Below are 15,897 nucleotides of genomic sequence, written 5' to 3' on the forward strand. Positions count from 1 at the left end.
GCGGGCGCGACGTCCAGAACTACTGGCCCATCGTGAGCACGATCTTGCCGATGTGGGTGCCAGAGTCCATCAACTCATGGGCGGCTCGCGCCTGGTCCAGTGCAAATGTCCGGTAGATGCGTGGCTTGACCGCGCCAGATGCAATCAGCGGCCAGACCTGCGCCTCGAGTTCGCGGATGATCTCGGCCTTCTCTTCGGGCGTGCGTGAGCGCAATGTCGAGCCGATATGGGTCAGGCGCTTGGTCAGCATCGGGAACAGGTCGACTTCTTTGGCGATGCCCTTGATGACACCGATCTGCACGATGCGTCCGTTGATGGCCGCGGCAGCGTAGTTGCGCGGGACATAATCGCCGGCAATGATGTCAACGACGACATCGACGCCCTTGCCGTCGGTGACGCGCATCACGGCGTCGACAAAATCCTCTTCCAGGTAATTGACTGCGTAATCGGCGCCAAGTGCGAGGCTGGCGTCGCGTTGCGCGTCCGACGCCACGGTGGTGATGATTTTGGCCGCGCCAAACGCCTTGCTGAGCATGGTGGCCGTGGTGCCGATGCCGGAGGCGCCGCCGTGGATCAACACGGTGTCGCCACGGGTGAACTTGCCCCGCTGGAACAGGTTGAGCCAGACGGTCATGAAGGTTTCCGGCATCGCCGCAGCTTCCACCAACTGCAGGCCATCAGGCAGGTGCAAGGTATTGTGCTCGCTGGCGACGCTGTACTCGGCGTATCCACCCCCAGGAATCAGGGCACAGACGAGGTCTCCGACCTTGAATCCGGTAACGCCCTGGCCGAGGGCCGCGACTTCGCCCGCCACCTCAAGACCCGGGATGTCGGAAGCGCCGGGAGGCGGATCGTAGAGCCCCTTGCGCTGGAACACGTCGGGGCCGTTGACGCCTGCCGCATGGTGGCGTATCAGCAATTCGCCCGTGCCGGGTATGGGCACAGGTCGCCGCGTGGGCACCAGTACCTCGGGGCCGCCGGGATGCTTGATCTCGATGGCCGTCATGGTATCGGGGATGTTATGCAAGAGCGAAGTCATGGAATGTCGTGATGAACGTTTAGAGAGCGACGCGGATATCCGTCGTCAATGGTTCGATGCCGCGGCGGCGCCACGCCGGCGCCTCTGGACGGATCCGGAAAGAAAGACGCCTAGAGGGAGTGCGCGGCCTGGTATCGTTCGCGAAGCAGTCGCTTGTTGATCTTGCCCACGCTGGTTTTCTCGATGGCGTCGACAAATAGCACGCGCTCTGGCACTGCGTACTTCGAGATGGCGCCGCGGCAGACGAAATCGCGCAGATGCTCCTGGATCTCGGCGACCTCGGCAGAGAGTCCCGCTCGAAGCACGATCAGCGCCAGTGGACGTTCGCCCCACCGCGCATCCTTCACGCCGATGACGGCGACTTCGCTGACAGCCGCGTGACGCGAGATAAGGTCTTCGAGCTCAAGCGATGACACCCACTCGCCGCCGCTCTTGATCACGTCCTTGATGCGGTCGGTGACCTGCAGATAGCCATCGGTGTCGATCGAGCCAATGTCGCTGGTATGCAGGTAGCCGCCGGCCCAAAGGTGTTCGGATTCCGCTGCATTGCCAAGGTAACCTTGCGTGAGCCACGGCGCCCGCACCACGATCTCGCCGCTGGCCTTGCCGTCGTGCGCAACGTCGCGCATGTCGTCATCGACGATGCGCAGATCGACCAGAGGAATGGGCAACCCGGTCTTGGTACGCGTGTCAAGCTCGGTGGCGGGATCGCCGAGCAGTGTCGTCTTGACCTGCGCAAGCGTGAGAATCGGGCAGGTTTCCGACATGCCGTAGCCGGTGAATACATCGATGCCGCGATCGATGGCGGCCTGCGCCAGCCCGCGCGGCAGTGCCGATCCGCCGATGATGATCTTCAGGCCGCTGAGATCGATACCCGCCGATTCCGGGTGAAACAGGATCATGTGCAGCAGCGTCGGCACGCCGTGCGAAAACGTGACCCGCTCGTTTTGCACCAGCCGCAGGAGTTGGTCCGCGGCATAGCGCCCCGGATAGACCTGCTTCATGCCGAGTGCCGTAGCTACAAAGGGCATCCCCCAGGCGTGAACATGGAACATCGGCGTCAGCGGCATATAGACATCGTCGCGATGTATCCGACCCTGTCGGGGGGCAGCGGTCAGCGCACTCATGGTCGCCAGGGTATGCAGCACGATCTGCCGATGGCTGAAATACACGCCCTTGGGCAAGCCGGTCGTGCCGGTCGTGTAGAAGGTCGTCGCCCGCGCGTTCTCATCGAAATCGGGGAAGGCATAGTCGGGCTGTGCCGCCGCCAGCAGCGCTTCGTACTCGGCCTCGAATCCTTCGGGCAACGGTGTGCTCTCGATCGAGAGTGCGTCCTCGCCGATCAGGATCAGGTGCTCGACGGTTTTCAGCTGGTCGCGGATCGTCTCGAACACGGGCAGGAAGTCAACGTGCAGTATCAACAGCCTGGCGCCAGCGTGGTTCAGGGTGTAGGCGATCTGCTCTGGCGAGAGTCGCACATTGACCGTCATCAGCACGGCTCCCATCATCGGGATGGCGAAGTAGGCCTCGAGGTAGCGATGACTGTCCCAGTCCATCACCGCAACCGTGTCACCCGCTTCAATCCCCAGCGCATCCAGGCCACTGGCCAACTGGCCGATGCGGTGCCGCATGGTCCAGTACGAATGCCGTACCTGCCCTCGATAGACGACTTCCTGCTCCGGGTTGACCGCCAACGGGGCATGCAGCAGTTGCTTGATCAGCAGTGGATAGGCGTACGCCGATGGCGTACGCGGGATAGGGGTGGGCCGGGTAGGGGTGGGCGGGGTAGGCCGTGACATGGAAGGGCTCCTCGATCGTGGTGCATGCGGGCGCATTGGCCGCTGGATGCCTGGCAGCGTAAGCGCCATGGCTCCGCATGCCAGCCCCCCAATCGGGGAGCTGGCCGGCCTGGACAGGGGGGCTCCCCGATAGGGTGGCTGGCGAATCGAAGGCCGCGGCTTAATGTGGCAGCCATTGAGGAGCGGCAGACCGACCCAAGGCATGGAAGAACGCTGCTCCGTCCACGGCATCGAAGGAGACTGCAACCATGGAATCTACAAACCGCCTATCCCCCGTCTTTCCCGACCTGGCAGGCAAAGTGGCGCTTGTCACCGGCGCATTTGGCGGGCTTGGCCGCCACTTTGCGTTGACGCTGGCACATGCAGGATGCCGGGTCGCGCTTGCCGGCAGGCGCACGGCGGATGGTGAAAAGCTACTGGCCGAAATTTCGGCGGCGGGCGGCAGCGGATGTGTCGTGCGGCTGGATGTCTGCGATCCAGATTCGGTATCGGGTGCGCTTTTCCAGACCGGGCAGGCGCTTGGTACCGTGGACATCATTGTCAACAGCGCTGGTATTGCAACCACAGGACCCGCACTGGAAACGAGGGAACAGGAGTGGCGCCAGGTCATCGAGACCAACCTGACAGGTGCCTGGCGCGTGGCGCAGTGCGCTGCCCAGCAGATGCAGGACGCAGGCCGGCCAGGCAGCATCATCAACATTGCGTCGATCCTGGGGATGAGGGTGGCCCAGCAGGTTCCCGCCTACACGGCGGCAAAGGCCGGGCTGATTCACCTGACGCAATCGCTCGCGCTGGAATGGGCGCGCTATGGCATCCGCGTCAACGCGCTGGCGCCCGGGTACTTCGCCACTGATATCAATCGGGCCTTCTTCGAGACAGATGGCGGACAAGCAATGGTCCGGCGAATCCCGCAGCGACGCCTTGGACAGCCCTCGCAACTCGATGGCGCATTGCTGCTGCTGGCATCGGGAGCCTCCGATTACATCACGGGCACGGTGTTGCCCGTGGATGGCGGACATCTCGTCGGCACGCTGTGATGCGTCCCGCCGTTCTCCACACCAGCCAAAGGACGATCCAATGAACGATCCAATGAACCATACGACTCGCCGCGATTGGGATGCGTTAGCCCGGTTGCTTCATGCGCGCGGGCTGATCGACCAGACGTCGCTGACGAGCACTCAGTTGACCGGGGGCCAGTCCAATCCGACCTTCCTGGTCGTCTCGGGCGCACACCGTTACGTGCTGCGCATGAAGCCTGTTGGCAACGTCCAGGCCAAGGCGCATGCCATCGACCGAGAGTTTCGCGTGATGCGTGCGCTTCAGGGCAGCAATGTGCCTGTCCCCGCAGTGTACCTGTACAGCGAAGACACGTCCGTGGTTGGCAGCCCGTTCTACCTGATGGAGTATTTGGAGGGCAGGGTCCTGGTGGACCAATCGCTGCCAGGCATGCAGCGCGCCGAGCGCGACGCCATTTACGCCGAGATGAATCGCGTGATCGCGTCGCTGCACCGGCTTGACGTTCGACAGCTTGGGCTCTCCGATTACAGCCCGAGCGGCAACTACTTGGCGCGGCAGATTGCCGGGTGGACGCGCCAGAGTTGCACCACTGGCGCGCGCGAGAGCTCCGCCATGCAAGCGCTGATGAACTGGCTGCCAAGAAACATCCCTGCAGCGGAGCAGACGACGCTCATTCATGGCGACTTCCGCCTCGACAACCTGGTCTTCCATGCCACCGAGCCCAAGGTCATCGGCGTGCTGGACTGGGAATTGTCGGCGCTCGGAAATCCGCTCGCCGATCTTGCCTATCATTGCCTGAGCTGGCACATCCCGTCATCGCTGTGGCGCGGTATCGCCGACCTCGACTTCCAGAGCCTCGGTATCCCGACCGAGCAGGCGTATCTGCAGCGGTATGTCGCAGCCAATGGCACCGAGGGGATCGAACACTGGGACTTCTACATTGCCTACAACCTGTTCCGGCTGGCTGCCATCATGTTCGGCATCGCGCAGAGGGCCCGGCAAGGTAACGCGGCGGCTGCGGATGCTGTCGAGACCGGCGCCAAAGCTGGGCCGATAGCCGATCTGGGATGGCACTATGCGATGCGCCATGAGGCCGTCCGGCATCGAACCCTGCATTCAGGAAACGTGGAACAAGACGGCCTCTCTGGTGAACCTACGCCGCTCCCTGGGCCAGCATGAGGTCGAGGTTCTGCACTGCCGCCCCCGAAGCGCCCTTGCCAAGATTGTCGAACACCGCCGCCAATAGCACCTGTCCATGCTCGCGGTTGGCAAACACGCCCAGGCGCAGGTCGTTGGTGCCGTTCAGTGCCTGCGGGTCGAGGCGAGTGGCGGCGGCCGATTCGGCCAGGGGCATCACTTCTACATGGCGGGCGCCGGCGTAGTGGTCGGCCAGGCAGGCGTGCAGCTTGTCGACGTCCGTGCCGGGTGCCAGCAGGTCCAGTTCCAGTGCCACGGTCAGTACGATGCCTTGCCGGAAGGCGCCATAGGCTGGCACGAACGCGGGACGCCGTGTCAGACCCACATGCTGCTGGATTTCAGGCGCGTGCTTGTGCGCCAGGCCCAGGCCGTAGACCTGGAAGGGCAGGGCATGGTTGTCCTCTGGACCCTCGTACATGTCGACGGCGGTGCGGCCACCACCCGAATAGCCTGATACCGCGTGGATGGCGAGGGGGTAGTCGGGCGGCAGCAGGCCGGCCTTTAACAAGGGGCGCAGCAGGCTGATCGCGCCAGTGGGGTAGCAGCCTGGATTGCTGACGCGCAACGCGCTCGCGATGCGCTGCGCCTGGTCGGCGGCCATTTCAGGAAAGCCATAAGTCCAGCCGGACTGCGTGCGGTGTGCCGAACTGGCGTCGATCACCCGCACCGCCGGGTTGACGATGGATGCCACCGCCTCGCGTGCGGCGCCGTCCGGCAGGCACAGGATGGCGATGTCGCAACCGTTGATGGCGTCGGCACGGGCGCGCGGATCCTTGCGTTGGCCGGCGGGCAGCGTCAGCAGGCGCAAGTCGTCGCGACCGCGCAGGCGCTCATGGATCAGCAGGCCGGTGGTGCCCTGGTCGCCGTCGATAAATACAAGCGGGTAGCGCATGGGTGGATCCTCGGAGATGGCGTGATGGTGGCGGCCCGGCCGATGCGGCGCTGGTACCGGAAGCGTGATCTTGCGCCACCGGATAGAATCGGGAAAGTTGAATTTCATGATGATGAAATTCAGGTTTTCTGAACGATATCCTGATACGCCTTCAACGGAGCGCCGCACCATGCGCGAGATCAGCCTGGACCGCCTGCGTACCCTCGTCGCCATCGCCGACCTGGGTTCCTTTGCCGAAGCCGCGCGTGCGTTGCACCTGGCACCGCCTACTGTCAGCCTGCACATTGCGGAGCTGGAGGCCCGCGTCGGTGCGCCATTGCTGACGCGCAAGCGCGGCGAGGTGCGTCCGTCAGCGATTGGCGAGACCCTGGTCGAACGGGCGCGCCGGCTACTGAGCGATGCCGACCTCGCACTGGACGATGTGCAGCGCCAGGTGCAGGGACTGACCGGCCGCGTGCGCCTGGGCGCCTCGACCGGCGCCATCGCCCACCTGCTACCGCAGGCGCTGGCCATGCTGGCGGAGCGGCATCCCGACATCGATGTGCAGGTAGCCGTGCTGACCTCGCAGGAGTCGCTGGCGCGACTGGCCGCCGGCACGCTGGAAATTGGCTTGGTGGCGCTGCCACAGGCGCGCGTGGCGGGGCTGACCATCCGCCCCTGGCGGCGCGATCCCGTACAGGCGTTCCTGCCCGCGAGCTGGCCTTGCCCGGCGCGCATCACGCCGGCCTGGCTGGCAACGCGTCCGCTGATCCTGAATGACAACACCACGCGCCTGTCGCGCCTGACCGCCGAGTGGTTCGCCAGCGGTGGCCACCGGCCGGTGCCACGTATCCAGCTCAACTACAACGATGCCATCAAGAGCCTGGTAGCGGCCGGCTATGGCGCCGCGCTGTTGCCACACGAGGTCACCACACCGGCACCGGACGCGCGGGTGGTGATGCGGCCGTTGCGGCCGGCGTTGTGGCGGCGATTGGGGCTGGCGCACAGCGGGGAACGGGTAGACCGCGCCACGGAATATGTGCTGGAGGCCCTGTGGGCGCTGCGGGCGGGGTAGGGGGCGAACTGCGAAGCGGCCGAGAGTGTTGGACTTATTTTGAGCACCTTGCCATCTTCGTAATCTGACCCGCGGCAGGTTCGTTCAAGGCGGGTCCGGTGATTCAGGACCCGCCGCAATTCCTTCCAACGCTGGCTAGATAATCACGGACCTGTCTACCTGGTCGAGGGTCCGCACGCCAAGCATGGCCATGTTTCGATCGACCTCGTCGCGCAACAGGGTGATAGCGCGCGAAATGCCACGGCCGATCGACAGGAGGTCGGCCGTGGTTCGCCATCACGAGAGTTCGCGGATGAATTCCTCCGCTCGCGGCCACGCGCCGTAGCCGGAAGCAGGGTTCAGGTGTCCAACCTCGCCAAGATTCACGAAGCGGCTGCCCCACGCCTGCGCCATGTCACGGGCGCGCTCGAGCCGCGTCAGCGGATCATTGCTGCCTGCCGCAACGATGCTCGGAAACGGTAACTTGTCGCGGGGGATCGGAAGCCAGTCGTGGTCGCGCAATGTGTCGATGGTCGGATACCCGGCCGGCAGCGGCGTCTCCAGATCTGCAGGTGCCGCGAGCAATGCGCCAGCGATGTTCCGCGTGATGCCGCGGGCCGCCCATCGGGCCACCATGATCGCGCCAGCGCTGTGTGCCACGATGATGACCGGTCCCTCGATGATGGCCAGAGCGCGATCGATCGCATCGACCCGCGCGGCGCAGCTCAGCTTGTCATGCTCAAGCGGGGCAACGGAGATCGCGCGGGGCAGTTCAAGCGCAAGCAACGTTTGCCAGTGTTCCGGCACATGGTCGCGCAGGCCGGGGACGATCAGGACGGTTGGGGTCGTAGGAGGCATGACTGTATTTCGAGGGCGGGCGTCGCCCTGATGTGCACCGCTGCGGGTGCCGCATCCGGACGTTGTTGGGTCGTCCGCCAGTATCGGCGCGGCGCATCCCTTGCGCTTGACAATAGGCGACAGGCATTTGACTTTCGGTGCCAGAATGCTGGCTGTGTGGCCCCGTTCTGTGACGGAGAGACACCATTTCTTACAACCGTCGTGGTTGCCGCCCGGTATGCTCGGCTTTCCTGATTCAACGAAAGTCCAAGCATGAAGTCCCTTCACGTGCTATCCGTCACTGCGGCGGCACTGCTCACCGGATGCGCCGTTCCTTACGACGACGACTATCGGCGCGGCCATGCGCCGTACCAGGGTGGATACCACGGCGGCTATTACGGCTGGGATGACGGCCATCGGCGTAGCGACTGGAATCGCAGTGACCGGAGCAACTGGAGCCGGGACTGGAATCGCGGCTGGGACCGTAACGACCGGGATCGCGATAACCATGGTCATCGCGCGTCGAACCGTGGCAACGATCAGGGCGACAAAAACGGCGACAAGCACGGCTGGCAACGGCGCGATGAGCGGGCCGAGCATCGTGGCGGGGATCGTCGCGACGATCGCGGCCGTGGGCGGGACGGTGACCAGGGCGACAATGGCAAGCGCGGCCGCGGTAATGGCCGTCGTGACGACTGAAGTTCAGGGCCGGGATTCGGCGTCGGTCCGTACGCCATCCCACCGAGTGCACCGCGCCGTTGTACGATGCTCGATCGGTTGATCGGTACGTACTACGGATGGATGACGATTTGCGCCCGCTGACCCTTTCCCAATTCCGGCTGTTCTTCACCGTATGCGCGCTGGCCGTGCTGGTGCTTGCATTGCTGCCGCCATCGATCCCGGAGCCCACCACGGGCTGGGACAAGACCAACCACCTGCTGGCATTTGGCGTGCTGGCGATGCTCGGTGTGCGTGCCTGGCCCGGACGGCTATGGCACGTGGTGCTCGGGCTGGTCGCCTATGGTGGCCTGATCGAGATATTGCAGTCGATGACGAGCTATCGCGATGCCTCGTGGCACGACCTGATGGCCGATTCACTGGGCATCGCCGTCGGCCTGCTGTTCAGTTATCGAGCGATTCGAGCGTGAACGTTGCGCCGCTGTCCTGGCCGAGCAGTTCGACCAGCTTCGGCATCGCTTCCTGCAACGCGGCCTTGAGCGTCCAGGGTGGGTTGACGATGAACATGCCGCTGCCATGCAGTCCGAGCCCGCCATCGACCGGATGCTTGACGGTCAGCGACACATGCAGCCAGCTCTTGAGCGGCAGGCGCTTCAGTTGTGCGGGCAGTTGCGTCGATTCGCGGCGCTGCACTTCGGGATACCAGATGGCGTACATGCCGGTGGCAAAGCGCTCCAGGCCAGCCTTGAGCGTATCGAGCGTGCGGGCGTAGTCCTGCTTGTCTTCGTATGAAGGGTCGATCAGTACCAGGGCCCGGCGCGGCGGCGGGGGCAGGATTGCCTTGATGCCGTTGAAGCCGTCGCCGTCATACAGCATGACCTTGCGGCCGGCACCGCGGAAGTTGTCGCGCAGCACCTGGATTTCGGTGCTGTGCAGTTCGAACAGGCGCATGCGATCGGGCTCGCGCAGCATTTGCCAGGCCAGCCACGGCGAACCGGGGTAGTGCTTGAGGTTGCCGTCTTCATTGAGCTCGCGCACCTGGTCCAGGTAGGCTTCGAGCAGTTCGGGCAGTGCTTCGCCGGCAGCGGCGGCGCGCCAGAGCGGGCCGATGCCGGTCTCGAACTCCGATTTCTTCTGCGCGTAGGCGTGGTCGAGCGCATAGAGCCCCGCGCCGGCGTGGGTGTCGACGTACCAGAACGGCTTGTCCTTCTGCGTCAGGTAGTCCAGCAACTGGACGACGACGGCGTGCTTGAGGACATCGGCGTGATTGCCGGCGTGGAAGGCGTGACGGTAACTGAGCATGGCGAGGCGGATGACGGCGCGCAAACTTCGCTCGCAAAAAGGCGTGGCGAGGTGTGGCGGACGGTTGGCGCGAAGGGCGCTATGCTACCATCCGCCGCCATTTCCGCCGTATCCATCATAGCCATGCCGCGTGCCCTGGAGTCCGCCGAGCCCATTCTTTCCGAAGACGGCATCCCTTATTCGCCGCGCTACGACGACCTCTACCACAGCCCCGACGGCGGCCTGGAGCAGGCGCTGCACGTGTTCCTGGGCGGCAATGGCCTGCCTGGCAACTGGGCCGGACGCGATCAGTTCGTCATCGTCGAGACCGGCTTCGGACAGGGGTTGAACTTCCTGGCCACATGGCAGGCATGGCGCAATGACCCGCTACGCTGCCGGCGCCTGCATTTCGTCTCGATCGAGAAACACCCCTTCACGCGCGAGGGGCTGGCGCAGCTGCATGCCGGCTTGGGTGACGACCTGTTGCCGTTGGCCGGGGAGCTGCAACAACAATGGCCCGACGCGCTGCCGGGCCTGCATCGGCTGACCTTCGAGGGCGGGGCCGTCACGTTGACGCTGGCTTTCGGCGACGCCGAGGCCATGCTGCCAAGGCTCGTGGCTGGCGCCGATGCGTTCTATCTCGACGGCTTCTCGCCGTCATGCAACGCCGACATGTGGTCGGACGCCGTGTTGCGCGGGCTGGCAAGGCTGGCGCGGATGGGCGCCACGCTGGCCACCTATACCGCTGCCGGCTTTGTGCGGCGCGGTCTCAAGGCCGTGGGTTTCGAGGTCAGCAAGGTACAAGGCTTCGCCGGCAAGTTCCATATGACCGTGGCGCGCTTTGCGCCGCTCTGGAAGATTCGTCGCCACGCGCCGCCCGACGCTGCCCAATGGGCCGAACGGCACGCCATTGTGATCGGGGCGGGACTGGCCGGTTGTGCGGTGACCGAAAGGCTGGCCGCGCGCGGCTGGCGCGTCACGTTGTTCGATGCACATGATGCGCCGGCTCGCCAGACCTCGGGCCATCGCGCGGCAGCCATGCATGCGCACGTGTCGGCCGACGACAGTCAGCTTTCGCGGCTGTCGCGCGCCGGAAACCTCCAGGCCTTGCGCGCCTGGCGCGCATTGGCGGCCACTGGGCATCCGCCGGGTTGGAACGGTTGCGGGGTGCTCCAGATTGGCGAGGACGATGCCGACAATGCGGCGCAGCGAGCCGCGCTGGCTGCGCTGGGCTTTCCGGAGTCGTTCGTGCGCTGGATGTCTCCCGAGGAAGCCGGCGAGCGCCACGGCGCCGCCGTGGGCCGTGGCGGATTGTGGTTCCCGCAAGGCGGCTGGGTGGCGCCGCCCGATATCTGCCGCGCCCAGCTGGCGGCCGCGGGCACCATGCTCGATGCGCGTTTCGGGTGCCGCGTGGCGGGTATCTCCCATGTGGATGGCCAGTGGCTGGCCGCCGACTCTTCCGGTGCAGTGCTGGCCAGCGCACCGGTGCTGGTACTGGCCAATGCACATGAGGCCGAACGGCTGGTATCGGCGCGATTCCTGGCGCTGCGCCGCGTGCGCGGGCAGTTGACCGACCTCGATGCGCGGCAGGTTGATGCGCTTGGCGGGTGGCCCGACTGCGTGGTCACTGGTAACGGATACCTGCTGCCGCGAGGTGAGCAGGGCGGGGCGCGCATGGGTTCCAGTTACGAGGACGACAAGGGGCCGCTGGTTGAAGATCCGGCGATGCACGCTGCGAATCTTGCGCGGCTTGCATCGCTGATGCCGGAGCGCGCGGCCGGGATAGCACGGATCGATCCCGCCACGTTGCACGGTTACGTGGGCGTACGGACGGTCACGCATAATCGCCTGCCACTGATTGGCCGGATGCCTGACGAGGCGCGCGCCCTGGCGGATGCCAATGCGCTGCGTGGCGCGCAGTTTCGTGATCTGCCGCGCGCCGATGGGCTCTACGCAGCCCTTGCATATGGGTCGCGCGGCCTCACATGGGCAGCGCTGGGTGCGGAGCTGATCGCCTGCCAGTTGGAAGGCGAGCCTTTGCCGCTGGAAGCGGATCTGGCGGATGCCATCGACCCGGCCCGCTTGCTGCTGCGAGCGCTGCGTCACGGGCGCGCGCAGGACCCGGTAGTACCCGATACGGGGCTGGATCAAGACTGACTAGGGTAAAAACTGCCGGAAGCGAATGAAAATCGTGCGATAATCCGCGTTTTCCGTTTGCGCGGAGAATCCTGCTCGCGCGAGCCATGCGGCAGGTGCGCAAGCGGTTGCGCTGACAACAACATTTCTGGATTGGATTAACGACCATGTCGAACGTCATTGAAAACCTCGGCAAGCTGGACCGCAAGGTAACCCTGGCTATTCCCAAGGCCGAAGTGCAGAAGGAAACCCAGGAACGTCTGGTGCGTCTGTCGAAGACCGTGAAGATGTCCGGCTTCCGTCCGGGCAAGGTGCCGATGAAGATGGTCGAGAAGCAGTACGGCCAGCAGGTTGAGTTCGAAGTCCGCTTCGACAAGGCCGCACGCAAGTTCTTCGACATCACCCAGGCTCAGGAAGTAAAGGTGGCCGGCCAGCCGAAGTTCGACATCAAGACCGATGGCGTGGCGGAAGACGAACTGGCCTTCGAAGCCACGTTCGAGGTGTATCCGGAAGTCAAGCTCGGCGACCTGACGTCGGCCGAGGTGACCCGCACCAAGACCGAGATCGGCGACGCCGAGATCGACAAGACCGTCGACATCCTGCGCAAGCAGCGCGTGCACTACCATGGCCGCGGCGAAGCCGGCGCCCACGGTGACGGTGGCGCCGATGTGGCCGCCCAGAATGGCGACCGCGTGACGGTGGACTTCGTGGGCAAGATCGACGGCGTTGAATTCGCCGGCGGCAAGGCCGAAGACTTCGTGTACGTGCTGGGCGAAGGCCGCATGCTGCCCGAGTTCGAGCAGGCCACGCTGGGCCTGAAGGAAGGCGAGAGCAAGTCGTTCCCGCTGAGCTTCCCCGAGGACTACCACGGCAAGGAAGTGGCCGGCAAGACTGCCGAGTTCACGATCACGCTGAAGAAGGTGGAGTGGGCTCATCTGCCGGAAGTGGACGACGGATTCGCCAAGTCGCTCGGCATTGCCGACGGCAGCGTTGACAAGATGCGCGCCGACATCCGCGAAAACCTCGAGCGCGAAGTCAAGCGCCGCACGCACGCCATGCTGAAGGACCAGGTCATGGAAGCGCTGCTGAAGGTGAGCGAGCTGGACGTGCCGAAGGCCCTGATCGAACAGGACCAGGAACGCCTGGTGGAAATGGCCCGCCGCGATCTGGAACAGCGTGGCATGCCGAACGCCAAGGACATGCCGATTCCGGCCGAGATGTTCGCGCAGCAAGCCGAGCGTCGCGTCAAGCTGGGTCTGATCCTGGCCGAGATCGTCAAGGCCAACGGCCTGGAAGCCAAGCCGGACCAGGTCAAGGCTGAAATCGAGGACTTCGCGAAGAGCTACGAGGACCCGAAGGAAGTCATGCGCTGGTACTACGGCGACCAGCAACGCCTGGCTGAAATGGAAGCCTACGTGCTCGAAAACAACGTGGTAAATTTCGTGTGCGACAAGGCCAAGGTCACGGACAAGTCGGTGTCGTTCGAAGAACTCACCGCCACGCCCGAGCAAGGCCAGGCCTGAAGTCGGGCATGGCCGGAGGCCGCGTAGCCACGCGGCGCCGGCCTACGTCAGCCGGTCTCGCGCGCTGGCCGGTTGACGCTATTCCTGAAAATCTGGAGAACCTGCATGACCCGCAATGATTTGCTTGATCGTCTGGCAACCACGCAGGCTTCCGCCCTGGAGACCCAGGGTCTCGGACTGGTGCCGATGGTTGTCGAGCAGTCCGGCCGGGGCGAGCGCGCGTACGATATCTACTCGCGCCTGCTCAAGGAACGCGTTATCTTCATGGTCGGTGAAGTCAACGACCAGACCGCCAACCTGGTGGTAGCCCAGTTGCTGTTCCTCGAAAGCGAGAACCCGGACAAGGACGTGTCGCTGTACATCAATTCGCCCGGTGGCTCGGTTTCGGCAGGCCTGGCGATCTACGACACGATGCAATTCGTCAAGCCTGACGTGCAGACGCTCTGCATGGGCATGGCGGCCAGCATGGGTGCATTCCTGCTGGCGGCAGGTGCCAAGGGCAAGCGTAGCGCGCTGCCGAACTCGCGCATCATGATTCACCAGCCGCTGGGCGGAGCCCGTGGCCAGGCATCGGATATCGAGATCCAGGCGCGTGAGATCCTGTACCTGCGCGAGCGCCTGAACAGCATCCTGTCCGAAGTCACCGGTCAACCGGTCGAGAAGATTGCGCGCGACACCGATCGCGACAATTTCATGAGCGGCGACCAGGCGGTGGACTACGGTCTGATCGACAAGGTGATTACGCGCCGCAGCTAAGCGCGTTTGTGTGTTGTGGCTTGAGCCGGTGCGTCGGCATGTTTGCCCGGTCGCGTTCCACGCGGAATCGCCCGGGCGATATCTGACGGAGCCGGCCGTTGCCGCAGGGCCTGCGTTCCAAATGACGAAGGCTACACCGGAACGAGGCCGCGTGCCTCGTTTTTGCGTTTTGCCCCACACGCAGGGATTGCCGCCGACCGCGCCAATTGTTTTGGCGTATGATGCGTTTAATGCGTTTCCCGTCAGGACCTCTCTGGCGGGGACCACACTGCTAATGTGACTGATTCCTATGGCGGACAAAAAAGGTTCATCCAGCGAGAAACTTCTCTACTGCTCGTTCTGCGGCAAGAGCCAGCACGAGGTGAAGAAGCTTATCGCCGGCCCGTCGGTGTTCATTTGCGACGAATGCATCGACCTGTGCAACGAGATCATCCGTGACGAGGCCGCCGCGACCGACAAGGACGTCGCCGCGGCGACGCGCTCGGATCTGCCCACTCCGCACGAAATCCGCGAAAGCCTTGACCAGTACGTGATTGGTCAGGAGCAGGCCAAGAAGATCCTGGCCGTCGCGGTATACAACCATTACAAGCGCCTGAAGCACCTCGGCAAGAAGGACGATGTCGAGCTGTCCAAGAGCAACATCCTGCTGATCGGACCGACCGGTTCGGGCAAGACGCTGCTCGCGCAGACGCTGGCGCGCCTGCTCAACGTCCCGTTTGTGATCGCCGACGCCACCACGCTGACCGAAGCGGGCTATGTGGGCGAGGACGTCGAGAACATCATCCAGAAGCTGCTGCAGAACTGCAACTACGAGGTTGAGAAGGCCCAGCGCGGCATCGTCTATATCGACGAAATCGACAAGATCTCGCGCAAGTCCGACAACCCGTCGATCACGCGCGACGTGTCCGGCGAGGGCGTGCAGCAGGCGCTGCTGAAGCTGATCGAAGGCACCATGGCATCGGTACCTCCGCAAGGCGGCCGCAAGCACCCGAACCAGGACTTCCTGCAGGTGGATACCACCAACATCCTGTTCATCTGCGGTGGCGCATTTGACGGGCTGGAAAAGGTCATCATGCAGCGTTCGGACAAGACCGGCATCGGTTTTGACGCACAGGTGCAGAGCAAGGAAGAACGCGAAGTCAGCGAAGTGCTGCCGCAGACCGAGCCGGAGGACCTGATCAAGTTCGGCCTGATTCCGGAACTCATCGGACGTCTGCCCGTGGTAGCAACGCTGGCCAAGCTCGACGAGGCCGCGCTGATGCAGATCCTGGTCGAGCCGAAGAACGCGCTGCTCAAGCAGTACCAGAAGCTGCTCGCCATGGAAGGCGTGGAACTGGAAATCCGCCCGGCCGCGCTGTCGGCGATCGCGCGCAAGGCTATCCGCCGCAAGACCGGTGCGCGTGGCCTGCGTTCGATCCTCGAGCAGTCGCTGATGGACGTCATGTACGACCTGCCGAACTACAAGGGTGTGCAGAAGGTGGTGATCGATGAAAACACGATCACCGGCGATGCGCCGCCGCTGCTGATGTACGAGGAGCAGCAGCCCAAGGTAGCGGGATCCAACTGAGCGGGGTTCCACTGACGCCGAATGCCAAGGACCCGCGAGGTCGTTACCACACTGGCGAAAAATTCAAGCTGCCGTTCGCTGGAAAGCGAGCGGCTTTTTTTCTTCAATTCCACAAACGAACGGGAGCAAACGCGGGTATGCT

Annotated in this window: 15 protein-coding genes; 9 read left to right on the plus strand and 6 right to left on the minus strand. The window is 64.1% G+C overall.

What is annotated here, in order from left to right; translation table 11 throughout:
- Positions 1 to 19: 19 nt before the first annotated feature.
- Both ACO550_RS18585 and ACO550_RS18590 read right to left on the minus strand, forming a co-directional pair.
- Positions 20 to 1,039: a zinc-binding dehydrogenase gene (locus ACO550_RS18585; RefSeq protein WP_315598183.1), complete on the minus strand. Its 1,020-nt coding sequence runs from the start codon at positions 1,037 to 1,039 to the stop codon at positions 20 to 22.
- A gap of 110 nt (positions 1,040 to 1,149) precedes the next feature.
- Complete coding sequence (locus ACO550_RS18590) at positions 1,150 to 2,838, minus strand: long-chain-fatty-acid--CoA ligase (RefSeq protein WP_315598184.1); 1,689 nt, start codon at positions 2,836 to 2,838, stop codon at positions 1,150 to 1,152.
- 248 nt (positions 2,839 to 3,086) lie between these two features.
- Here ACO550_RS18590 and ACO550_RS18595 point away from each other — a divergent pair, with 248 nt between their 5' ends.
- Both ACO550_RS18595 and ACO550_RS18600 read left to right on the plus strand, forming a co-directional pair.
- Positions 3,087 to 3,875 (plus strand): SDR family NAD(P)-dependent oxidoreductase, encoded by a 789-nt coding sequence (locus ACO550_RS18595; RefSeq protein ID WP_315598185.1) that lies wholly within the window; start codon positions 3,087 to 3,089, stop codon positions 3,873 to 3,875.
- Positions 3,876 to 3,927: 52 nt separating this feature from the next.
- Positions 3,928 to 5,034 (plus strand): phosphotransferase, encoded by a 1,107-nt coding sequence (locus ACO550_RS18600; protein WP_315598198.1) that lies wholly within the window; start codon positions 3,928 to 3,930, stop codon positions 5,032 to 5,034.
- Here ACO550_RS18600 and argC read toward each other — a convergent pair.
- Positions 5,009 to 5,944, minus strand: coding sequence for an N-acetyl-gamma-glutamyl-phosphate reductase (gene argC / locus ACO550_RS18605; protein ID WP_315598186.1), 936 nt, complete (start codon positions 5,942 to 5,944; stop codon positions 5,009 to 5,011). The two genes, ACO550_RS18600 and argC, sit on opposite strands and share 26 nt — an antisense overlap.
- Positions 5,945 to 6,113: 169 nt before the next feature.
- On the opposite strand from argC, the gene ACO550_RS18610 reads away from it, so the two are divergent.
- Positions 6,114 to 6,998, plus strand: a complete 885-nt coding sequence (locus ACO550_RS18610) for a LysR substrate-binding domain-containing protein (protein ID WP_315598187.1) — start codon at positions 6,114 to 6,116, stop codon at positions 6,996 to 6,998.
- Positions 6,999 to 7,133: 135 nt separating this feature from the next.
- Here ACO550_RS18610 and ACO550_RS18615 read toward each other — a convergent pair whose 3' ends face one another.
- Positions 7,134 to 7,253, minus strand: coding sequence for an alpha-hydroxy-acid oxidizing protein (locus ACO550_RS18615; RefSeq protein ID WP_315598199.1), 120 nt, complete (start codon positions 7,251 to 7,253; stop codon positions 7,134 to 7,136).
- A 21-nt stretch (positions 7,254 to 7,274) separates the two neighbouring features.
- Positions 7,275 to 7,835, minus strand: coding sequence for an RBBP9/YdeN family alpha/beta hydrolase (locus ACO550_RS18620; protein ID WP_315598188.1), 561 nt, complete (start codon positions 7,833 to 7,835; stop codon positions 7,275 to 7,277).
- A 252-nt stretch (positions 7,836 to 8,087) separates the two neighbouring features.
- On the opposite strand from ACO550_RS18620, the gene ACO550_RS18625 reads away from it, so the two are divergent.
- Both ACO550_RS18625 and ACO550_RS18630 read left to right on the plus strand, forming a co-directional pair.
- Positions 8,088 to 8,513 (plus strand): hypothetical protein, encoded by a 426-nt coding sequence (locus tag ACO550_RS18625; protein WP_315598189.1) that lies wholly within the window; start codon positions 8,088 to 8,090, stop codon positions 8,511 to 8,513.
- A gap of 98 nt (positions 8,514 to 8,611) precedes the next feature.
- Entirely contained in the window at positions 8,612 to 8,962 is a 351-nt protein-coding gene (locus tag ACO550_RS18630) for a VanZ family protein (protein WP_315598190.1), read from the plus strand.
- On the opposite strand, the gene ACO550_RS18635 is transcribed toward ACO550_RS18630, so the two are convergent.
- Complete coding sequence (locus tag ACO550_RS18635; RefSeq protein WP_315598200.1) at positions 8,937 to 9,794, minus strand: 23S rRNA (adenine(2030)-N(6))-methyltransferase RlmJ; 858 nt, start codon at positions 9,792 to 9,794, stop codon at positions 8,937 to 8,939. The genes ACO550_RS18630 and ACO550_RS18635 overlap by 26 nt on opposite strands.
- Before the next feature lie 123 nt (positions 9,795 to 9,917).
- Here ACO550_RS18635 and mnmC point away from each other — a divergent pair, with 123 nt between their 5' ends.
- From mnmC to clpX, 4 genes are all read left to right on the plus strand, one after another.
- Positions 9,918 to 11,930, plus strand: a complete 2,013-nt coding sequence (gene mnmC / locus ACO550_RS18640; RefSeq protein ID WP_315598201.1) for a bifunctional tRNA (5-methylaminomethyl-2-thiouridine)(34)-methyltransferase MnmC2/FAD-dependent 5-carboxymethylaminomethyl-2-thiouridine(34) oxidoreductase MnmC1 — start codon at positions 9,918 to 9,920, stop codon at positions 11,928 to 11,930.
- Between the two features lie 146 nt (positions 11,931 to 12,076).
- Positions 12,077 to 13,432 carry a trigger factor gene (tig, locus tag ACO550_RS18645; protein ID WP_315598191.1) on the plus strand — a complete coding sequence of 452 codons (1,356 nt, stop codon included), beginning with the start codon at positions 12,077 to 12,079 and terminating at the stop codon, positions 13,430 to 13,432.
- 105 nt (positions 13,433 to 13,537) lie between these two features.
- Positions 13,538 to 14,188 (plus strand): ATP-dependent Clp endopeptidase proteolytic subunit ClpP, encoded by a 651-nt coding sequence (gene clpP, locus ACO550_RS18650; RefSeq protein WP_130390252.1) that lies wholly within the window; start codon positions 13,538 to 13,540, stop codon positions 14,186 to 14,188.
- Positions 14,189 to 14,477: 289 nt separating this feature from the next.
- Positions 14,478 to 15,755, plus strand: coding sequence for an ATP-dependent Clp protease ATP-binding subunit ClpX (clpX, locus tag ACO550_RS18655; protein ID WP_315598192.1), 1,278 nt, complete (start codon positions 14,478 to 14,480; stop codon positions 15,753 to 15,755).
- The last annotated feature ends 142 nt before the right edge of the window (positions 15,756 to 15,897 follow it).

It is taken from the genome of Cupriavidus sp., assembly GCF_057315035.1.

Excerpts from the sequence above, each read along its gene's own strand:
- ACO550_RS18630 (WP_315598190.1), top strand. The coding sequence starts at position 8,612 with ATGGATGACGATTTGCGCCCGCTGACCCTTTCCCAATTCCGGCTGTTC.
- clpX (WP_315598192.1), top strand. The coding sequence starts at position 14,478 with ATGGCGGACAAAAAAGGTTCATCCAGCGAGAAACTTCTCTACTGCTCG.
- ACO550_RS18635 (WP_315598200.1), bottom strand. The coding sequence starts at position 9,794 with ATGCTCAGTTACCGTCACGCCTTCCACGCCGGCAATCACGCCGATGTC.
- mnmC (WP_315598201.1), top strand. The coding sequence starts at position 9,918 with ATGCCGCGTGCCCTGGAGTCCGCCGAGCCCATTCTTTCCGAAGACGGC.
- ACO550_RS18610 (WP_315598187.1), top strand. The coding sequence starts at position 6,114 with ATGCGCGAGATCAGCCTGGACCGCCTGCGTACCCTCGTCGCCATCGCC.
- argC (WP_315598186.1), bottom strand. The coding sequence starts at position 5,944 with ATGCGCTACCCGCTTGTATTTATCGACGGCGACCAGGGCACCACCGGC.
- ACO550_RS18620 (WP_315598188.1), bottom strand. The coding sequence starts at position 7,835 with ATGCCTCCTACGACCCCAACCGTCCTGATCGTCCCCGGCCTGCGCGAC.
- ACO550_RS18590 (WP_315598184.1), bottom strand. The coding sequence starts at position 2,838 with ATGTCACGGCCTACCCCGCCCACCCCTACCCGGCCCACCCCTATCCCG.
- clpP (WP_130390252.1), top strand. The coding sequence starts at position 13,538 with ATGACCCGCAATGATTTGCTTGATCGTCTGGCAACCACGCAGGCTTCC.
- ACO550_RS18625 (WP_315598189.1), top strand. The coding sequence starts at position 8,088 with ATGAAGTCCCTTCACGTGCTATCCGTCACTGCGGCGGCACTGCTCACC.
- ACO550_RS18585 (WP_315598183.1), bottom strand. The coding sequence starts at position 1,039 with ATGACTTCGCTCTTGCATAACATCCCCGATACCATGACGGCCATCGAG.
- tig (WP_315598191.1), top strand. The coding sequence starts at position 12,077 with ATGTCGAACGTCATTGAAAACCTCGGCAAGCTGGACCGCAAGGTAACC.
- ACO550_RS18600 (WP_315598198.1), top strand. The coding sequence starts at position 3,928 with ATGAACCATACGACTCGCCGCGATTGGGATGCGTTAGCCCGGTTGCTT.
- ACO550_RS18595 (WP_315598185.1), top strand. The coding sequence starts at position 3,087 with ATGGAATCTACAAACCGCCTATCCCCCGTCTTTCCCGACCTGGCAGGC.